Below are 19,370 nucleotides of genomic sequence, written 5' to 3' on the forward strand. Positions count from 1 at the left end.
TTCTAACTAAAGAAATGCTATAGATAACCCTTCCTTTTTTCTTAAAATAATCTTAAAATTACGACTATTAAGTCAGCTACTTTAGTATTAGCCCGATTTACTGTAGAATAGTAGGTGCATGATTGCAAACGTTTTAGATATAAAAGGAGGCGGATGTAAGTGGTTTTACCATACAAGCATGAACCGTTCACGGATTTTTCAGAAGATACAAATAAAAAAGCTTTTGAGAAATCTCTAAAACTAGTAAATTCATATTTAGGCCAGGACTATCCTTTAGTGATTGGCGGAGAATATATTACAACTGATGATAAAATCGTGTCAGTGAATCCTTCCAATAAGGAAGAGGTTATTGGGCGCGTTTCTAAAGCAAGCAGAGAGCTTGCAGAAAAAGCTATGCAGACTGCAGATGAGACATTTAAAACATGGCGCAAGGTGAAGCCTGAGGTGCGCGCTGATATCCTTTTCCGTGCAGCAGCGATCATTCGCCGCCGCAAGCATGAATTTTCAGCATTGCTGGTGAAGGAAGCGGGCAAGCCGTGGAATGAGGCAGATGCAGATACTGCTGAAGCAATTGATTTTCTTGAGTATTATGCAAGACAGATGCTGAAATTAAAAGACGGAATGCCGGTGGAAAGCCGTGCGGGTGAATATAACCGCTACAGCTATATCCCTCTTGGTGTTGGCGTGATCATTTCTCCATGGAATTTCCCATTTGCGATTATGGCAGGCACAACGGTTGCGGCTATCGTAACAGGAAACACCGTTCTTTTAAAACCTGCTTCTACAACACCTGTTGTGGCAGCTAAGTTTGTAGAAGTTATGGAAGAAGCCGGACTTCCTAAAGGCGTATTAAACTATGTGCCTGGAAGCGGATCAGAGGTTGGAGACTACCTTGTGGATCATCCGCGCACTCGCTTCATTTCCTTTACAGGATCACGTGAGGTTGGAACGCGTATTTACGAGCGTGCATCTAAAGTAAACGAAGGCCAAATCTGGCTGAAGAGAGTTATTGCCGAGATGGGCGGAAAAGACACCATTGTGGTTGACAATGAGGGTGATCTGGAGCTTGCTGCGCAATCTATCGTGGCTTCTGCTTTCGGTTTCTCCGGTCAAAAATGCTCCGCATGTTCACGTGCTGTCATTCATGAAGATGTGTACGACAGCGTTGTTGAAAGAGTTGTAGAATTAACAAAAGAGCTTTCTGTTAACGATCCTTCAGACAACAAGCATTTCATGGGTCCAGTCATAGATCAGGGAGCTTTTGATAAAATCATGAGCTACATCGAAATCGGTAAAGGTGAAGGAACGCTGGCTGCAGGCGGTGAAGGGGACAGCTCCAAAGGCTTCTTTATCCAGCCGACTGTCTTCACAGATGTTGATCGTTCTGCTCGCATTATGAAAGAAGAAATATTCGGACCTGTTGTAGCTATTACGAAGGCAAAGAATTTCGACGAAGCGATCGAGATTGCCAACGACACAGAATACGGCTTAACGGGTGCAGTTATTACAAATAACCGCGAGCATATTGAACAGGCTCGTGAAGATTTCCATGTTGGAAACCTTTATTTCAACCGCGGCTGTACAGGTGCAATTGTTGGCTATCAGCCATTCGGCGGCTTCAATATGTCCGGAACTGATTCAAAAGCGGGCGGGCCAGATTACCTTCTGCTTCATCTTCAGGCGAAAACAACATCAGAAACACTATAAAAGAGAAGGCTCCCTGCTTGGGAGTCTTTTTTATGGAAAAAAAAGCACAAACTGCTTTCAGCCTCTATAATAAAGGAATGAAAGCAACACTAAATTCTTAAGGAGTGATGACTATGTATACATTATTCAGTGCATTAAACACCATGGAGGGATTTCGTTTATAATGAACATCTCTCTATGATATGAAGTAACCATAGGGAGGAAATCGAAATTGATTTTATTAGAGAATCTGGGTTGGAAAGAATTTATTACGGGCAAGGAAGACTGCTTGAGGGAGGGACTAGTTCCCGGGCGTGTGACACTTGAGCATAAAAGAATCTACAGAGCAGTCACTGAAAAAGGGGAGATACTGGCTGAAGTTGCCGGGAAAATGAGGTATCATGCTGGAGGACGGGAAGATTACCCTGCAGTAGGCGACTGGGTACTGCTTCAACCCCGCTGGGAGGAAGGAAAAGGGACCATTCACAGCATTCTTCCGAGAAAAAGTAAGTTTTCAAGAAAAATGGCAGGCCAGACAACAGAGGAACAGATCGTAGCGGTAAACGTGGACACTGTTTTTATTGTGATGGCTTTAAATAATGATTATAACGTACGAAGGCTTGAAAGATATTTAATTCTTGCTTGGGAAAGCGGTGCCAGCCCTGTCATTGTGCTAAACAAAGCTGACCTTTGTGAGGATACCGGTGAGATGCTGCGTCAAACGGAGCTTGCGGCAGCCGGGGTGCCAATTCATTTAATCAGTGCCCTGCATGATGACATCAGCAGCTTAGCTGCATACGCAGGCAGCGGGCAGACCGTCGCGTTAATCGGTTCGTCAGGCGTGGGCAAGTCCACTCTCATAAACAGGCTGCTTGGGAAAGAGCATTTGGAAACACAGGAGGCAAGGGCAGGCGACGACCGGGGCAGGCATACAACGACGCATCGGGAGCTGGTAGCTCTGCCTTCCGGTGGCTGCATGATTGATACACCCGGCATGAGAGAACTTCAATTATGGAGTGCAAGTGACGGGTTTGATGATACGTTCGAAGACATAACAGAGCTTGCAGCTTACTGCCAGTTTTCAAACTGTACTCATAACACCGAACCCAATTGCAGCATCACATCTGCTATAGAAGAAGGAACCCTGTCATCAGAGAGATTTGTAAGTTATCAAAAGCTTCAAAAAGAGCTGCACTTTCTTGCAAGAAAAGAAGACAAACGTGCTCAGGCTGAAGAAAAGGCAAAATGGAAGCAGCTTTCTAAAAATGCTAAACAGTTTAAAAAGAGATAGTAAGATTGTGAGTGGGGTTTGTTATAATGTAGTATAAAAGCAATTAGAGTTAAAAAAGCTCATTCCAAGCCATTGTCATGATTATCTATCAGTTTAATGAAATCTGATGGAGACCAGAGAATAAATTTAAATCCAATATGACCTGGGGAAAAGTTAAATCATCTTTAGATCCATTTATAGCTACTCTATATAAATATAAAGGAGTAACGATTTATGAGAAATAAAACTATCTTTTTCTTATTGGTATTAATAGGTCTGTTTTTTACTTATCTAGCTGTTATGGAAAAGGGCGGTATTGATATGAATATTGGCTATGGTTTTGTTGCTTTGGTCGCTTACGTTGAAAGTTATATAGCTTTGAAGAAGAAATAAATCATTTGTTTTTACACAGTTTTATGCTTACGTATTATAAAGTAGAAAGTTTCAATTACCGCATCACCTTAGTTGCATAACTAAGCGCAATACCACAACCTAATTCGGCTTCAAAAACCAGCTTCACCAGTATAATAACCCATATCGGGGATGTCCATTTACTTTAAGTGGGCATCCCCTTTATTGTTAATTGATAGGCCAACTTCGAGACAAAATGAAAGATTTCCAAAAGAGCAAAAGGAGATTATCATTGCTTAAACAAATGTTTGATTAAGCATATTTAATCATAAAAAAGAATAGACTTGCAGAAATATGAATCTTCATCAAGAGATTTATTTGTTATAATGGAAGGAAATTTGTATACTTAATAATATTTAAATTTTGCTAAAAAATTAGTGTGTAAGCGGTTTCTTTGAGGAGGTGAAAGAATGGGGATAACAGTGCCGACACTGCTTCTGCTGCTGGTTCCTATGCCATTGTTAATTGTTTTGTCACTGCTGTCATTTTTGAGGAGAGAGGAGAGAAATTAAATGTCAACACCAACAATTGTAACCTTTATTGTCTACCTGGTGGGCATGCTGGGGATTGGACTTATGTTTTATAAGTATACAAATAATCTATCAGATTATGTCCTGGGAGGTAGGACGCTTGGCCCCGGGGTTGCCGCGCTGAGTGCAGGTGCTTCTGATATGAGCAGCTGGCTGCTGTTGGGATTGCCGGGCTATGCCTATACAGATGGCTTTGATGCACTTTGGATTTGCGTTGGTTTGTCTATTGGGGCATTTTTAAACTGGCACTATGTGGCCAGAAGGCTTAGAACTTACACCGAAATTGCCAGTGATTCCATTACGGTTCCGGATTATCTTGAAAACCGCTTTAAAGACAGGACGAAAGTGCTTCGCGTTATCTCTGCATTTGTTATTTTAATATTCTTTACTTTTTATGCGTCATCAGGTCTTGTCGGCGGGGCCATTTTGTTTCAAGAAACATTCAGGATGGAGTACAATACTGCACTGTTGATTGGGGCACTTGTCATTATATCCTATACTTTTCTCGGCGGCTTCCTTGCCGTCAGCTGGACAGATTTCTTTCAAGGAATACTAATGTTCCTTGCTTTAATCATCGTTCCGATTGTAGCGATTACAGAAATGAATGGCTGGGGATCAACTGTATCGGCAGTGTCGGAGATCAATCCAGGTCTTCTCGATGCTTTTGACAGCCTGTCCACGCTTGGCATCATTTCATTGCTGGCTTGGGGTCTGGGTTATTTCGGGCAGCCGCATATTATCACTCGTTTTATGGCCCTCAAGTCAACGAAGGATATTCCGAAAGCAAAGTTGATCGGTATGTCTTGGATGGTTATTTCGCTGTTCGGAGCTGTGTTTACCGGGCTTGCGGCAATTGCGTACTTTGCCGGCAATGAACCTGACAACCCGGAGAAGGTTTTTATCCTGTTTGCTGATATTCTTTTTAATCCTTGGGTATCTGGAATTTTGATTGCCGCCATTCTATCGGCGATTATGAGCACCATTGATTCTCAGCTGCTGGTGTCGTCCAGTGCAATTGCAGAGGATTTTTATAAAGCAATCATAAGAAAAAATGCCTCTGAAAAAGAGCTTGTATGGATTGGAAGAATTGGTGTGGTGGTAATAGCCATCATCGCTGTCGTGCTTGCAATAGGAGCAAATCCGGCGAATGAAAATGCTTCATCCATATTAAGTCTTGTCAGCTATGCATGGGCAGGCTTTGGAGCAGCATTTGGGCCGGTTATTCTGCTTTCCTTGTTCTGGAGAGGAATGAATGGAAAAGGAGCGCTGGCCGGTATTTTGACAGGTGCAGTGACGGTGGTCGTCTGGACACTGCTGACTGATGCAGGTATCATTAAATTCAAATTGTACGAAATTGTACCGGGCTTTATTCTGGCTGTGCTTGCCATTTATCTGGTTTCAATGCTGACTCACGGGCCTGATAAAGATATTCAGGAGCAGTTCGATCAGGTGAAGGCTGCCGGATAAGATCCTGCTTAAGATCATTGATAAAGAGTTGTGAAAGACAAAAAAATCCCGCTGAGCATTGCTGAGCGGGATTTTTGATCTGCAATATTATTTACGTTCGTCTTCCAATGTTTCTTCCATTTCGTCAAACTTGTTTTGAACTTTTCTGGATGGATCGGCAGTAAAGCGGCTGACTGCGATTACTGCAAGCAAGCTCAGGAAGAAGCCTGGAATCATTTCGTACATGAATGCTTTTAAAGGCGGAATGCTGATCCAGATGATGACAGTAATGGCACCGACGAGCATGCCTGCCAGCGCCCCCCATTTGGTCATTTTCTTCCAGTATAAGCTTAACAGGATAGCGGGACCAAACGCAGCTCCAAACCCTGCCCATGCATTTCCGACTAGTCCGAGAATGGTATCGTTGGGATGGTAGGACATGAAAATCCCTGCAAGTGCGACGACTAACACAGCAATTCTACCGATCAAAACCCATTCCTTGTCTGTAGCTTCCCTGCGGAAGAAGGATTTATAGAAGTCCTCTGTTAGTGCACTTGATGTAACAAGCAGCTGTGAAGAAATGGTGCTCATAATGGCTGCAAGAATGGCTGCAAGCAGGAAACCTGTGATGTAGGGGTGAAATAACACCTGAGAAAACACGATGAAAATGGTTTCCGGATCCGAAAGTGTAATGGCTGTATTTTGGACGTATGCAATTCCAATTAAGCCTGTGAACATGGCCCCGATGATGCTGACAATCATCCATGTCATACCGATACGTCGTGCAGGCTTCAGTTCCCGTACATTTTTAATTGCCATAAAGCGGACGATAATGTGCGGCTGTCCGAAATACCCGAGTCCCCATGCCAGGAAGCTGAGAATACCGAGAAAAGAAGTTCCTCTGAACAAGTCCAGCAGGGATGGATCTATTTCGCGGATGGTATCAAAGGTTGTGGTTACGCCGCCTAAGTTAGTAAAAGCCACAGCCGGCACGAGAATCAGGGCGATAAACATAATGCATCCCTGAACAAAGTCTGTTAAGCTGACCGCCAAAAATCCCCCGAAAAGAGTATAGGCGACAACCACACCTGCTGTGATGAATAAACCTGTGCGATAATCAAGCCCGAATGCAGACTGAAACAGCGTTCCGCCTGAAACTAGCCCGGCTGAGGTGTAAAGCGTGAAAAAAACGATGATGACGATTGCTGATATAAACCGGAGGATTCTGGATGTATCTTTGAAGCGGTTTTCAAAGAAATCCGGTATTGTAATAGAATCGTTCGCTACTTCCGTATAAGTGCGCAAACGCGGAGCCAGAATCAAATAATTTACATATGCACCAATGGTAAGTCCGATGGCAATCCACATGCTGGAAAGGCCTGTAGCATACATGGCACCCGGAAGGCCCATGAGCATCCAACCGCTCATATCGGATGCTCCTGCGGACAATGCGGTCACAGCAGGGCCAAGTCCCCTTCCGCCCAGCATATAGCCGGATATGTCGTGTGTTGATTTTTTATAGGCATACAAGCCGATGGCAAGCATTCCTATAAAATACAATGCAAGTGTGATACCTGTTTCAAAAGCCACTGTATCTCTCCTTTTTTCAGCTTTTTCCATAAGGCAGAAAGCATGCCTCAAGGGTTGTTAACTTTCAACCATGCTTCGGTTAACTAACCTAACAAACATCCTCAGTTATATCAAGGCGAAGCCATTAAGTATGAAAGATTAAGAATCTCTATGACCTGACTCATCACACAGATGAAAGCGATTACTCAAAAAAATAAAATAGAACTATTCTGAAAATGAAAATACCGGACTCTTACAAATTTAGGAGCGGGGCTTTCTAACAATTCCATTCATTAGGCATATATTATGGTAAGTATTGCTGAAGGAGCTGGTAAGTATGCAGAACAACAGAGGGCCGATGAGGCTGATGAATGATTTTTTTTCCCAGCGGCCGAAAAAAACGCTGCTTGATACACTGGATGATTACTTCAGAGGGGGAGAAGAGCAGCACGCATTTGCAGTTACTACCAATGAAGGGCAAACTCATTTTACTGTAACGGCAGAGCTTCCGGGTGTCCCAAAAAGGGATATTTCCCTGGAGTTACACGGGCAAAATCTTAATATTTCCGCTGTGAAGAATTCCAGAAAGCGAACACAAATCATCTCCCTCCCTTATTATGTACAAACAAAAGGGATGAGGGCTGTACACCGGGACGGAGTGCTGAAGGTTCATTTTCTGAAGCAGCAGTCCAGGAAGATTGAGATTGATTAGAGGGTTTAGGTATTCTTGCTTAAATTAAGAAAAAATATGGTGCTTTTGATTTGGGTAAAATTGGTTCTTTTGAATCTAATTTCCTGTATTTACAATATCTTAAACAATCCTTTAAATTTCCCTCATGCTGTATTGATAGATTTGGCTTGAGAGAAAATTAGGGAGGTTTAAGATGTTGAATGTAAAAGGTTACATGTCAATCTTGTTTACGGTCTTGCTTGTATTGCAAAGTGTAGTAGTACCTACTAGCTTTACTGCAAATGCAGATAAAGCAATCGCTGCTGAAAGAACTCTGAAATTAGGTGCAATGACAGATGAATGGACAAAAACTATAGCACCTGGTGCTGAGCAGCATACACTATCTATCCAGAGCGCCAGAGGTCCCCAGGAAGCTTATGTGATGCTGGTAGATTCAGAAAGCAGCGATCTTTCTATTCAAGCGGGAATTCCCAATGGAAAAGGCTTTGGGATGCAGACAGTCCGCAGCCAAGCTTTGGCAGTATCCAAACCGGGACATACAGTAATTGGAGCTTTTAATGGTGATTTTTATAATACCTCTACCGGAATTCCAACAGGAGCAGTTGTTATGGACGGAAAAATTTTGAAATCCGGAAACAAGGAATCTTTCGGGGTAGATAAAGATGGAAAAGCGATGATTGGTTATCCAAGTCCATCTTTTCAACTTATTTTAAATGGAAAGTCCATTCACATTAATTCTCTAAATGGAACGAGAGAAAGCAATCACCTTGTCCTTTACTCACCTGAGCGGAAATCAACCGAGACAAATGCCGTTGGTACAGAAGTAGTTTTGAAGGATATCCAGGGTGATGTACAAGCAGGCAGAACTGCTACTGCTACAGTGGAAAAAATTATTGTTGGTGTTGGAAACGAGCCTGTTCCAGAAGGCAAGCTTGTTCTTTCAGGACACGGAACTTCCGAAGAACTGCTGAAAAGTCTGCAGGAAGGACAACAAATTGAGCTTGGCTCAAAATTTGCGGCTGGTTGGGAAAATGTTAAGGAATCTATCGCAGGCAACTATTTGCTTGTGAAGGACAGCAAGAAAACGGATCTGCCATCCAACAGCTTTACATCCGTGACAGCTCCTAGAACAGCTGTTGGCATCAAGGAAGATGGAAGTGTGTTCTTTACGGTGGTAGATGGAAGGCAGCCGGGCTTCTCAGAAGGTATTACTGTATTTGAACTGCAGGACCTGATGTTTGATTTGGGTGCCGTACAGGCGCTGAATCTTGATGGCGGAGGTTCGTCCACGTTTGCAGCGAGACAGCCGGGAGAAAGCGGGCTCAGCGTAGTCAACAGCCCTTCAGACGGTTTTGAGAGATCTGTAGCAAATTCATTGTTTGTCGTTTCATCAGCACAGCCGTCTGAACTAAGCCAGCTTGCTGTCCTTCCGGATCGCCTGCTCACATTGGCGGGAAGCAGCCATCAATTTGACGCAAAAGGAATGGATGCAAGCTATCAGACAGCGGAAATGCTCGCAGCAGCGGAATGGACTCTTTCAGATAGCAAAATTGGAACTATTTCCAAAAGTGGACTTTTTACAGCAGGAAAAGAAAGTGCCCAGGGACAAGTTATTTCTACATCAGGAACTGCACAAGGAACATCAAAAATAACAGTAGTTGATACATTAACACAAATAAAGCTTGCTCAGGACACCCTGACTGTAAAAAGGGGAGAAGAGATTGAGATTTTTGCCGATACACGCCTGAACGGAAAGAAAGTAATGGCTGATCCGTCCAGTCTTACTTGGAAAATAGAAGGGAGTATAGGCAAGATTGAAAACGGCGTCTTTACTGCCAGCAAAGAGTCAGGACAAGGCAGTATTACTGTCAGTTATGGAGAAGTATCAGATACCATGAATGTTAGAGTCGGAAAAATGCCTGTCATTCTGGAGGATTTTGAAGAGAATTTCTCAAAGTGGACATTTACGGGTGCTCGCTACAATTCTATCGCCATCCGCCAGACGACGTATCCTGAGCCTGCACGCTTTGGAAATCATTCTTTACAGTTGGATTACGATTTTACGGGGCAGATCGGAACTTCAGGTGCTTATGCCCATCCAAGGGAACCTATTGCTATTGATGATTATCCGGAAAGTATCGGAATGTGGGTGTATGGAGACGGAAAGGGACATTGGCTCCGCGCCCAGCTGAGGGACGGAAACAACAGCGCATTTCCAATTGATTTTGCAGCAGCAATGAACTGGACGGGCTGGAAGTATGTAGAGGCGAAAGTACCTTCTGGAAAGCCTATGCCCTTAAAAATGGACATGCCAGTCCGCTTGATGGAAACCAATAATAACAATAAAAATGCCGGAACCATTTACGTTGATAACATCAGGGCTGTTTATGGGGAAACAAACGATGACCTCGTTAACCCTGAGATATCCGAACTAACCCCTGCGGAAAATTCAGTTGTGAAAAATAAGCCATTTACTATCAGTGCAGTTCTTACTGACGAACAGACAGGCATTCATGCTGAACGTTCCATAATGCTGCTTGATGGAAAAGAAGTGCCTGCTTCTTATAATGAAAAAACCGGTGTACTTTCCTATACACCTCAAGACGATCTGCTCGATGGCTATCATTCTATAAGTGTGATTGCCAGGGATAATTTTGGAAATGAAACGGTTAAATCATGGGATTTTGAAGTAGACACAGGAGAAGCTGGTTTTAAAATGACTGCAGCACATAAGCCATATGTAGGAAATAACTACAAAATACAGCTGCAATTAAGCCAAATTCAAAAAACAGATTCTCTAAAACTGCACCTGAGGTTTGATCCTGCTCTAGCAGAAGTGGCAGGAGGAACTGCAAGGTTGAATCTGGACAAGAAGTACATTAAAAAGAATGAGAGCGATGGAAAGGGCAATGTCTTTATAGAGCTGGACAATCTTTCGTCTCTGAAGGAGTTGGACAGTCTTGGCGAATTGGAACTAAGAGTGAAAGAGTCTGCAACAGGCAATCTGGCTGTTGGGCTGACAGACGGAAGGTTGAAGCTGCAAGGAAGCAGTCATAACATGACAATCTATCATCCTGCAGTAACAAACGAAATATCTGCACATCTCTCCTTAAAGGCGGACAGAGCGTCAATGGAGTTTCCTTCAGTCATTACAGTAAAGGACGAAAAAGGAAAGCCTGTTGCAGGTGCTGAAGTAAAGCTGCTTTCTGATAAGGAATATGGAATTGTAAAAGGAAACAGTGCTGCAGTTTATGCGGATAAAGCTTCCACATTAGAAAAGACTGCTGTCCTTTCAAAAAACAGGGCTGCCGTTATTCTTACAGTAGAAGATGGCTGGGCGAATGTTTCATTTGGCGAACAACAGGGCTGGATGAAGCTGAGTGATTTAATTTTATCAGGTCCCCAGCTTGGAAAAACAAATGCAAAAGGCGAGCTGGTTACCCAAAAGTTAACGGCTGTACCTGGAAAAGTGAACATTCAGGCTGTAAAAAACGAACAGTACAGTTATCAAACAGAAATACATGTTTTGAAGCATCTTGGCACAGTAACTCCTGAAAAAGTGAACGTCACCTTGAACGGCAGAAGCAACAGCCGCAGCATCACATGGATGACATCACCTAAGGTTAAAACATCTGTAGTAGAATTTGTAGAAGAAGCTGAATATCAAAAAAATGGCTTTGACAGCAAAAAGACAAGATCTTTTAAAGGAGAGAGCTCACATCATCCCATGAACGAAGGAGAGCTTCAGGCACATACTGTTGAATTAAAAGGCTTAAAGCCTGAAGCAACATACAAATACCGTGCAGGAGACGGCACGAACTGGAGTGTAACCGGCACGCTTCAAGCAGATCCAAAAGGCAATAAGCCGTTCAGCTTCCACTTGATGGGTGATACGCAGGCTCCCCCTAATCAGACGGAGAGCGGTTTCGGAATCTATACAGAGCTGCTGAAAAAAGCGATAGCAGAAGATCCGCATGCAGCGTTTATGCTGCATGTAGGAGATATGGTAGATGACGGAAATTTATACTCTCACTGGCATGCATTCTTTGAGTCTATGAAGGATCCTGCCATCGGTCCATCAATGCCAATCGTCCCGACAGTAGGAAACCATGAGAACATTGGAAACGGCGTAGAAACGTTCAAGAAAATGTTCAGCACTCCGCAAAATGGGCCTGAAGAGTTTAAAGGAACGGTCTATTCTTTTGACTATGGAAATGCCCATTTTGCTGTCTTGAATACGGAAACTTCACTTGAAGGGTTAAAAAAGCAAGCAGAGTGGCTGAAAAAGGATATGAAAAAATCCAGTAAAAAGTGGAAGATCGTGATGAATCACCGCTCTCCTTACTATTCCAATCCTCAAGGAGGAGCCGGCAATGCAAGGGAGGTTCTTCCTCCGGTTTATGAAGAAATTGGCATAGACCTTGCTATTTCAGGACATGATCATGCCTACGTCAGAACCTTTCCAATGAAGGATGGCAAAAAAGCGGACAAAGGAACCACGTACCTGATAGCAGGCTCAACAGGCGGAAAATTCTATGCAGCAACCCCTGCTGACTTTATGGACGTCTATTTTGATGAAAAAACACAGGTGTACTCAAATGTAAAGGTAGATGACAAAGGCATCAGCATTACTGCAAAAGCGCGTGACGGCAGAGTGATTGATTCATATACCATTACAAAGTAAGGGGGAAAAGCCCATCCGCGTGGATGGGTTTATTTCTATTTTCTATAACAGTTGATAGAAGGTCAATCACTGGACTAAGAGGCTTTTCCTCCCCCCATGATTACTTGCTCAAACAGCTTTCCCGGAATAAACTAACTCAGGTGCCTAAAAACCCTCCGTAATGTTGCTTTATCGTGCTGAATTTTGATATTATCAATATATTGTGGATGTACGAAATACGGAGGTGAAGGTCCATGTCACGAATTTCCAAAGAAGAAGTGAAGCACGTTGCCCATCTGGCCAGATTGGCGATTACAGAAGAAGAAGCAGAAATGCTGACAGATCAGCTTGATAAAATCATTTCGTTCGCTGAAGAGCTGAATGAGCTGGATACAGAGAATGTTGAACCAACATCACATGTGCTGAAGATGAAGAACGTTATGAGAGAAGACAAGCCTGAAAAAGGGCTGCCAATAGAGGATGTAGTGAAAAACGCTCCAGACCATAAAAACGGGTATGTACGCGTTCCAACGATTCTCGAATAAGGAGGGATAATCAGATGTCATTATTTGAACATAAATTGTCAGAACTAAAGTCCATGCTGCATAAAAAAGAAATATCCGTTACTGATCTTGTGGATGAGTCCTACAAAAGGATACATGAGGTAGACGGAAAGGTACAAGCCTTCCTTGCACTTGATGAAGAGCGCGCCCGTTCGTATGCGAAAGAGCTTGATGAAGCAATTGGCACTCGCGATGAATTCGGCTTGTTGTTCGGAATGCCGATCGGCGTAAAAGACAACATTGTCACTAAGGATCTGCGCACAACCTGTGCAAGCAAAATCCTTGAAAACTTTGATCCGATTTATGATGCAACAGTTGTGCAGAAGCTGCGAAGAGCTGAAGCGGTTACAATCGGCAAAATGAACATGGATGAGTTCGCTATGGGATCTTCCAATGAAAACTCGGCGTATAAAGTAACAAAAAATCCTTGGAATTTAAATACTGTTCCCGGCGGATCCAGCGGTGGTTCTGCAGCAGCTGTTGCGGCTGGAGAAGTGCCGTTTACGCTTGGTTCTGATACGGGCGGATCTATTCGCCAGCCTGCTTCCTTCTGCGGCGTAGTCGGATTAAAACCTACATATGGACGCGTTTCCCGTTTCGGGCTTGTAGCGTTCGCATCATCACTTGACCAAATCGGCCCGATTACACGCAATGTTGAAGATAATGCGTATTTGCTTCAATCCATCTCAGGTGTTGACACTATGGATGCAACATCTGCAAATGTGGATGTACCGGATTTTCTTTCTTCTTTAACAGGAGATGTAAAAGGCCTGAAAATTGCTGTTCCAAAAGAATACCTTGGTGAAGGTGTTGATGAGGAAGTTCGGCAGTCTGTCATGGAAGCACTAAAGGTTCTTGAAGGACTGGGGGCAACATGGGAAGAAGTGAGCCTTCCGCATTCGAAATACGCACTTGCAGCTTATTACCTGCTAAGCTCTTCTGAAGCATCATCTAACCTTTCCCGATTTGACGGAATTCGCTACGGCCACAGATCAGATAATGCTGAAAATCTGGTTGATTTGTACAAGCAGACGCGTGAAGAGGGCTTTGGCGATGAGGTGAAGCGCAGAATCATGCTTGGCACGTTTGCTTTAAGCTCCGGATACTATGATGCTTATTATAAAAAAGCACAAAAAGTACGTACGCTGATTAAAAAGGATTTTGAAGATGTTTTTGAAAAATACGATGTGATCATCGGGCCGACAACGCCGACTCCGGCATTTAAAGTTGGCGAGAAAACAGCAGATCCGTTAACAATGTACGTGAACGATATTTTAACAATCCCGGTTAATCTTGCGGGTGTACCAGGAATTTCTGTACCTTGCGGGCTCAGCAAAGGACTTCCTTTGGGACTCCAGATTATCGGCAAGCATTTTGATGAAAGCACAGTCTACCGTGTTGCCCATGCATTTGAACAGGCAACAGAACATCATAAAGCCAGACCTGAACTGTAAAGGGGTGAGAAACAATGAACTTAGAAACGGTAATCGGACTTGAAGTCCACGTAGAATTAAAAACACAATCGAAAATTTTCTCCAGCTCTCCGACAGCGTTCGGCGCGGCTCCAAATACACAGACAAGCGTGATTGACCTTGGCTATCCGGGTGTCCTGCCTGTCCTGAACAAGGAAGCTGTGGAATTTGCGATGAAGGCTGCTATGGCTCTGAACTGCGAGGTTGCAACTGATACGAAGTTTGACCGCAAAAACTACTTTTACCCGGACAATCCGAAGGCATACCAGATTTCTCAATTTGACAAGCCGATCGGCGAGCATGGCTGGATTGAAATAGAAGTAGAAGGCAAAAAGAAAAGAATCGGCATCACACGCCTTCACTTAGAAGAGGATGCAGGCAAGCTGACTCATACAGGAGACGGCTACTCTCTTGTTGACTTTAACCGTCAGGGAACGCCATTGATTGAAATTGTTTCTGAGCCTGATATCCGAACGCCTGAAGAGGCTTATGCATACTTGGAAAAACTAAAGAGCATTATTCAGTACACAGGTGTATCCGATTGTAAAATGGAAGAAGGATCTCTCCGCTGTGATGCGAATATCTCACTTCGTCCTGTAGGACGGGAAAAGTTCGGAACAAAAACGGAACTGAAAAACTTGAACTCATTTGCTTTTGTGCAAAAAGGGCTTGAGTACGAAGAGATCCGCCAGGAAAAGGTATTGCTTTCCGGCGGCATAATTGAGCAGGAAACGCGCCGCTATGATGAAGCTTCCAAAAAGACAATTCTTATGCGTGTGAAAGAAGGCTCTGATGACTATCGTTACTTCCCTGAGCCGGATCTTGTAGAGCTCTACATTGATGATGAGTGGAAAGACCGTGTCCGCTCTTCCATTCCTGAGCTTCCTGATCAGCGCAAAAGCCGCTATGTTGAAGAGCTTGGTCTGCCGGCCTATGATGCAATGGTGCTGACGCTTACGAAAGAAATGTCAGATTTCTTTGAGGCTACTGTTGCAGAGGGAGCGGATGCAAAGCAGGCTTCCAACTGGCTCATGGGGGAAGTTTCCGCCTACTTGAACGCAGAGCAGAAGGAACTGGCTGAGTCAGCGCTTACGCCGGAAGGACTGGCAGGCATGATTAAGCTGATTCAAGCTGGTACCATCTCTTCCAAGATTGCGAAAAAAGTGTTCAAAGAACTGATTGAAAAAGGTGGAGACGCTGAAAAGATCGTAAAAGAAAAAGGTCTTGTCCAAATTTCGGATGAAGCTACACTCCGCAAGTTTGTTAACGATGCGCTTGATGCCAACCCGCAGTCTATTGAAGACTATAAAAACGGCAAGGACCGTGCAGTCGGCTTCCTTGTAGGGCAAATTATGAAAGCTACAAAAGGCCAGGCAAATCCGCCTGTACTGAATAAGCTGCTTACTGAAGAAATTCAAAAGCGGTAATCTGTTTGTGCAAGCTCCTTTTAAAATGGAGCTTGCTTTTTACGTTGCGTAAAAAGGGCCGGCGGATTAGAGATAGAAAAAATTGGGTAGAATATTTAAGTAGCTTTTAGCACTTTTATATCAAGTATGTTATCTTTATAATAAAATCTTATAACAGATTTAGAAATTTTAAACTTAGGACGATGCTGAATGAAACGAGCAAGAATTATATATAATCCAACATCAGGCCGTGAAGCTTTCAAACGCCAGCTGCCTGAAGTACTAGAAAAATTTGAGGTAGCAGGCTATGAGACATCCTGCCACGCCACAACGTGCGAGGGAGACGCTGTTAAGGCTGCCCGCATTGCTGCTGAAAGAGGCTATGATCTTATAGTGGCTGCAGGCGGTGACGGGACTGTGAACGAGGTTGTGAACGGCATTGCCGAGCTTGATAAGCGTCCAACTGTCGGTGTCATTCCGGTCGGCACTACGAATGATTTTGCCAGGGCCATTTCTGTTCCGCGCGAAAACATTCTTGCCGCAGTGGATACGATTCTTGAAGGAGAAGCACGGGCCATTGATATCGGCCGTGTGAATGACCACTACTTCATCAATATTGCAGGCGGAGGACGTATTACTGAGCTGACCTATGAAGTTCCAAGCAAGCTGAAAACGATGCTGGGACAGCTCGCCTACTACCTGAAGGGCATGGAGATGCTTCCTTCCATCAGGCCGACACAGGTGGATATCGAATATGACGGAAAGCTTTTTCGCGGTGAAATCATGATGTTTCTTGTGTCGCTGACAAACTCTGTCGGAGGCTTTGAAAAGCTCGCACCGGATTCCAAGCTCAATGACGGAATGTTTGATTTGCTGATTTTGAAAAAAGCGAATCTGGCAGAATTTATTAAAGTGGCCAGCATGGCTTTGCGCGGAGAACATATCAATGACGAACATATTATCTACACAAAGGCAAACAGGGTCAAAATCAGCACAGAGGATAAAATGCAGCTTAACCTTGATGGAGAATACGGCGGACTGCTTCCTGGAGAGTTCGAAAATCTCTATCGTCATATCAACATCATTATGCCGAAAGAAAAGGCATCACAGATGGAAGAATAAAACTTGGCTTAGGAACAGGCCAGGTTTTTCTATTTTATGAAAACAAGCGGGCGCCGATTTTTTATGAGCGCTCTAACCTGTTACAATAGATAGCAAATAAACGAAAAAGGAAGATCAGCATGACCAGAGCAGAAGTCCCTGTACAAAAAAATGAATACAGAGAGGTTTTCATCGAAGATTTGACACATGACGGGGCAGGTGTTGCAAAGATAGACGGCTTCCCGGTTTTTGTTCAAAATACATTGCCGGGGGAAAAAGCAGAGATTAAAATTCTTAAGGTGAAAAAAGGATATGCTTTTGGAAAGCTGGTGAAGCTTCAGGAAGAAAGCAAAGACCGCATTCAGGCGCCATGTCCCATATACAGCCAGTGCGGAGGCTGCCAGCTGCAGCATGTCAGCTACGAAGGGCAGCTTCGTTTGAAGCGGAAGCAGGTCACTGATGTACTGCAGAGAATCGGCAAGCTCGATATGGACAAGGTTAAAGTGCACAGAACACTCGGCATGCAGGATCCCTGGAATTACCGCAACAAGGCACAGGTGCCATTCGCAGAGCGGGAAGGCGGACTCGTGGCAGGCTTTTATCAGCAAAGAAGCCACGAAATTATTGACATGGACCGCTGCCTGATTCAGCAGGCGGAGAATGATCATGTTGTTCAATCGGTGAAGGGCATCTGCCGCCAGTACGGCATCTCTGCCTATCAAGAGGAAAAGCACAAGGGCTGGCTCCGCCATGTCATGGTCAGGTATGGAGCTGCCAGCAAGGAAATGATGATTGTTTTCATTACAAGAACAGGGGATTTTCCGCATAAAGCAGCCATCATAGATGAAATAACAGGAAGATTTCCGAAAATCAAATCCATTGTTCAAAACGTCAACCCAAAGCGGACGAACGTTATTTTTGGCAATGAAACGAATGTCATTTGGGGAGAAGAATATATTTACGACAGCATCGGTGACATCCAATTCGCCATTTCCGCAAGATCCTTTTACCAGGTCAATCCCGAACAAACAAAGGTATTGTACGACAAGGCGCTGGAATATGCACAGCTGTCAGGCGAAGAAAGTGTGATTGACGCCTATTGCGGCATCGGTACAATCTCTCTGTTTCTTGCTCAAAAGGCAAAAAAGGTATTCGGAGTTGAAATCGTTCCAGAAGCAATTGAAGATGCCAAGCGAAATGCGGAACTTAACGGCATTCGTAACGCAGCATTTGCAGTAGGAGAAGCCGAACAAGTTATTCCTCAATGGTACAAAGAGGGTAACCGTGCGGATGTCATCGTCGTCGACCCGCCTCGCAAAGGCTGCGACGAATCGCTGCTCAACACCATCATCGACATGAAACCCAAACGTGTCGTCTATGTCTCCTGCAATCCGGCCACCCTGGCAAGGGATCTGAACATCCTCGAACAGGGAGGATATCAGACTGTCGAGGTGCAGCCGGTGGATATGTTTCCGCATACGATGCACTGTGAAGCTGTTGCAAAGATTGTACTTAAATAATAGAAGAGCCTTATCCTTTGGTGGATAAGGCTCTTCTAGCTTTAGGTTTGATAAGGGCATTTAAAGTCTCTAATCAGACACAACCGCACCCGATAATTTTTCAACAGGGAAAGCTCCACCAATGCAATTGTCTTATTTCACAAGTATTTCGTGAAGGTGTACCTTAATCTGTTTAGCTTCCTTCGAAGAATTTTCCAGTATTACTTCACCTCTATAAAGTGTTTCACCTGTATCCGCGTCCGCAACAATCACGTCCGCATTCCTATTTAAGCTGGGGTTCATTTGTGATGATGCAAGATAAAGCTTACCATCATTTATAGTTGTTATTAGACCACCCATATCCCCGTTATCACCTGAGAGTTGAATAGTATATGCCTTACCAACGCTATTATCTACGACACTATAAGGAGTTACTAAAAGCTCTTGCCCATTTACTATCGTGAAATAAATGAGAGAGCCATCAAAGATGCTGAGATCATGTGATTGGAACTCTGGTACATCAATTCTTTTCTGTTCCTTTGTGGATATATTGTAGGAAATAATTTCTTGATTGATAACTTCTTCTCTTATAGATTCCATATCTTCCATATCTTTCATATCTTCCATTCTTTCTAGCTCCGTTTTCACAAAGATTAGATACTCAGATGCTTTCATCGGAGATGTTTCAATCAGATCTACGTAAACACGATCATTACTTTGATCATTCGTTATGGTTAGAATGGATTCATGGCTGATTACTTTTTTATTTTCTAAATCAATTGTATAGATATGTTTTTCATAGTATAACAAACGGAGGGTTTTTGTTCTAATATATGAAGAAAAACGCAAGATAGTATAACAAACAGGTCTTCTTTGTTCTACTATAATGCCGATGAAGGACAAAACTCAGTGGAAAAGCAGCAGAAATGTCCTTCATCAAGCCGATGAAGGACAAAACCCCGTGGAAAAGCACCAGAAATGTCTTTCATCAAGCCGATGAAGGACAAAACCCCGTGTAAAAGCACCAGAAATGTCTTTCATCAGGCCGATGAAGGACAAAATT

At 43.6% G+C, this 19,370-nt stretch carries 13 protein-coding genes; 11 read left to right on the forward strand and 2 right to left on the reverse strand.

The genetic code is table 11. The features are described from left to right. The first annotated feature begins 159 nt into the window (after positions 1 to 159). From pruA to putP (GJU40_RS11120), 4 genes are all read left to right on the forward strand, one after another. Positions 160 to 1,707, forward strand: a complete 1,548-nt coding sequence (pruA, locus tag GJU40_RS11105; RefSeq protein WP_343031524.1) for an L-glutamate gamma-semialdehyde dehydrogenase — start codon at positions 160 to 162, stop codon at positions 1,705 to 1,707. Positions 1,708 to 1,921: 214 nt separating this feature from the next. Beyond that, positions 1,922 to 2,977, forward strand: a complete 1,056-nt coding sequence (gene rsgA / locus GJU40_RS11110) for a ribosome small subunit-dependent GTPase A (protein WP_425481218.1) — start codon at positions 1,922 to 1,924, stop codon at positions 2,975 to 2,977. Positions 2,978 to 3,190: 213 nt separating this feature from the next. Beyond that, positions 3,191 to 3,349, forward strand: coding sequence for a hypothetical protein (locus GJU40_RS11115; protein ID WP_154307829.1), 159 nt, complete (start codon positions 3,191 to 3,193; stop codon positions 3,347 to 3,349). A 530-nt stretch (positions 3,350 to 3,879) separates the two neighbouring features. Further along, positions 3,880 to 5,364 (forward strand): sodium/proline symporter PutP, encoded by a 1,485-nt coding sequence (putP, locus tag GJU40_RS11120; protein WP_154307830.1) that lies wholly within the window; start codon positions 3,880 to 3,882, stop codon positions 5,362 to 5,364. Between the two features lie 87 nt (positions 5,365 to 5,451). Here putP (GJU40_RS11120) and putP (GJU40_RS11125) read toward each other — a convergent pair whose 3' ends face one another. Further along, positions 5,452 to 6,933, reverse strand: a complete 1,482-nt coding sequence (gene putP / locus GJU40_RS11125) for a sodium/proline symporter PutP (RefSeq protein WP_343031525.1) — start codon at positions 6,931 to 6,933, stop codon at positions 5,452 to 5,454. 316 nt (positions 6,934 to 7,249) lie between these two features. Here putP (GJU40_RS11125) and GJU40_RS11130 point away from each other — a divergent pair, with 316 nt between their 5' ends. From GJU40_RS11130 to rlmD, 7 genes are all read left to right on the forward strand, one after another. Continuing rightward, positions 7,250 to 7,624, forward strand: a complete 375-nt coding sequence (locus GJU40_RS11130) for an Hsp20/alpha crystallin family protein (RefSeq protein ID WP_154307832.1) — start codon at positions 7,250 to 7,252, stop codon at positions 7,622 to 7,624. A gap of 172 nt (positions 7,625 to 7,796) precedes the next feature. Further along, on the forward strand, positions 7,797 to 12,287 hold the full coding sequence (locus GJU40_RS11135) for a phosphodiester glycosidase family protein (RefSeq protein ID WP_154307833.1): 4,491 nt from the start codon (positions 7,797 to 7,799) through the stop codon (positions 12,285 to 12,287). A gap of 233 nt (positions 12,288 to 12,520) precedes the next feature. Beyond that, entirely contained in the window at positions 12,521 to 12,811 is a 291-nt protein-coding gene (gene gatC / locus GJU40_RS11140) for an Asp-tRNA(Asn)/Glu-tRNA(Gln) amidotransferase subunit GatC (RefSeq protein WP_154307834.1), read from the forward strand. A gap of 14 nt (positions 12,812 to 12,825) precedes the next feature. Then, complete coding sequence (gene gatA, locus GJU40_RS11145) at positions 12,826 to 14,283, forward strand: Asp-tRNA(Asn)/Glu-tRNA(Gln) amidotransferase subunit GatA (protein WP_154307835.1); 1,458 nt, start codon at positions 12,826 to 12,828, stop codon at positions 14,281 to 14,283. 14 nt (positions 14,284 to 14,297) lie between these two features. Continuing rightward, complete coding sequence (gene gatB, locus GJU40_RS11150) at positions 14,298 to 15,728, forward strand: Asp-tRNA(Asn)/Glu-tRNA(Gln) amidotransferase subunit GatB (protein ID WP_154307836.1); 1,431 nt, start codon at positions 14,298 to 14,300, stop codon at positions 15,726 to 15,728. Positions 15,729 to 15,917: 189 nt separating this feature from the next. After that, on the forward strand, positions 15,918 to 16,829 hold the full coding sequence (locus GJU40_RS11155; protein WP_154307837.1) for a diacylglycerol kinase: 912 nt from the start codon (positions 15,918 to 15,920) through the stop codon (positions 16,827 to 16,829). A 119-nt stretch (positions 16,830 to 16,948) separates the two neighbouring features. Beyond that, complete coding sequence (gene rlmD / locus GJU40_RS11160; protein ID WP_154307838.1) at positions 16,949 to 18,328, forward strand: 23S rRNA (uracil(1939)-C(5))-methyltransferase RlmD; 1,380 nt, start codon at positions 16,949 to 16,951, stop codon at positions 18,326 to 18,328. Between the two features lie 132 nt (positions 18,329 to 18,460). Here rlmD and GJU40_RS11165 read toward each other — a convergent pair whose 3' ends face one another. Next, entirely contained in the window at positions 18,461 to 18,934 is a 474-nt protein-coding gene (locus GJU40_RS11165) for a hypothetical protein (protein ID WP_170289384.1), read from the reverse strand. Positions 18,935 to 19,370 lie beyond the last annotated feature (436 nt).

It is taken from the genome of Metabacillus lacus (genome assembly GCF_009674805.1).
Classification (GTDB): domain Bacteria; phylum Bacillota; class Bacilli; order Bacillales; family Bacillaceae; genus Metabacillus_C; species Metabacillus_C lacus.

Bases quoted from the DNA above. Each gene is read 5' to 3' on its own strand.
- GJU40_RS11115 (WP_154307829.1), top strand. From the start codon at position 3,191: ATGAGAAATAAAACTATCTTTTTCTTATTGGTATTAATAGGTCTGTTT.
- putP (WP_154307830.1), top strand. From the start codon at position 3,880: ATGTCAACACCAACAATTGTAACCTTTATTGTCTACCTGGTGGGCATG.
- GJU40_RS11130 (WP_154307832.1), top strand. From the start codon at position 7,250: ATGCAGAACAACAGAGGGCCGATGAGGCTGATGAATGATTTTTTTTCC.
- GJU40_RS11135 (WP_154307833.1), top strand. From the start codon at position 7,797: ATGTTGAATGTAAAAGGTTACATGTCAATCTTGTTTACGGTCTTGCTT.
- gatC (WP_154307834.1), top strand. From the start codon at position 12,521: ATGTCACGAATTTCCAAAGAAGAAGTGAAGCACGTTGCCCATCTGGCC.
- gatA (WP_154307835.1), top strand. From the start codon at position 12,826: ATGTCATTATTTGAACATAAATTGTCAGAACTAAAGTCCATGCTGCAT.
- gatB (WP_154307836.1), top strand. From the start codon at position 14,298: ATGAACTTAGAAACGGTAATCGGACTTGAAGTCCACGTAGAATTAAAA.
- GJU40_RS11155 (WP_154307837.1), top strand. From the start codon at position 15,918: ATGAAACGAGCAAGAATTATATATAATCCAACATCAGGCCGTGAAGCT.
- rlmD (WP_154307838.1), top strand. From the start codon at position 16,949: ATGACCAGAGCAGAAGTCCCTGTACAAAAAAATGAATACAGAGAGGTT.
- GJU40_RS11165 (WP_170289384.1), bottom strand. From the start codon at position 18,934: ATGGAAGATATGAAAGATATGGAAGATATGGAATCTATAAGAGAAGAA.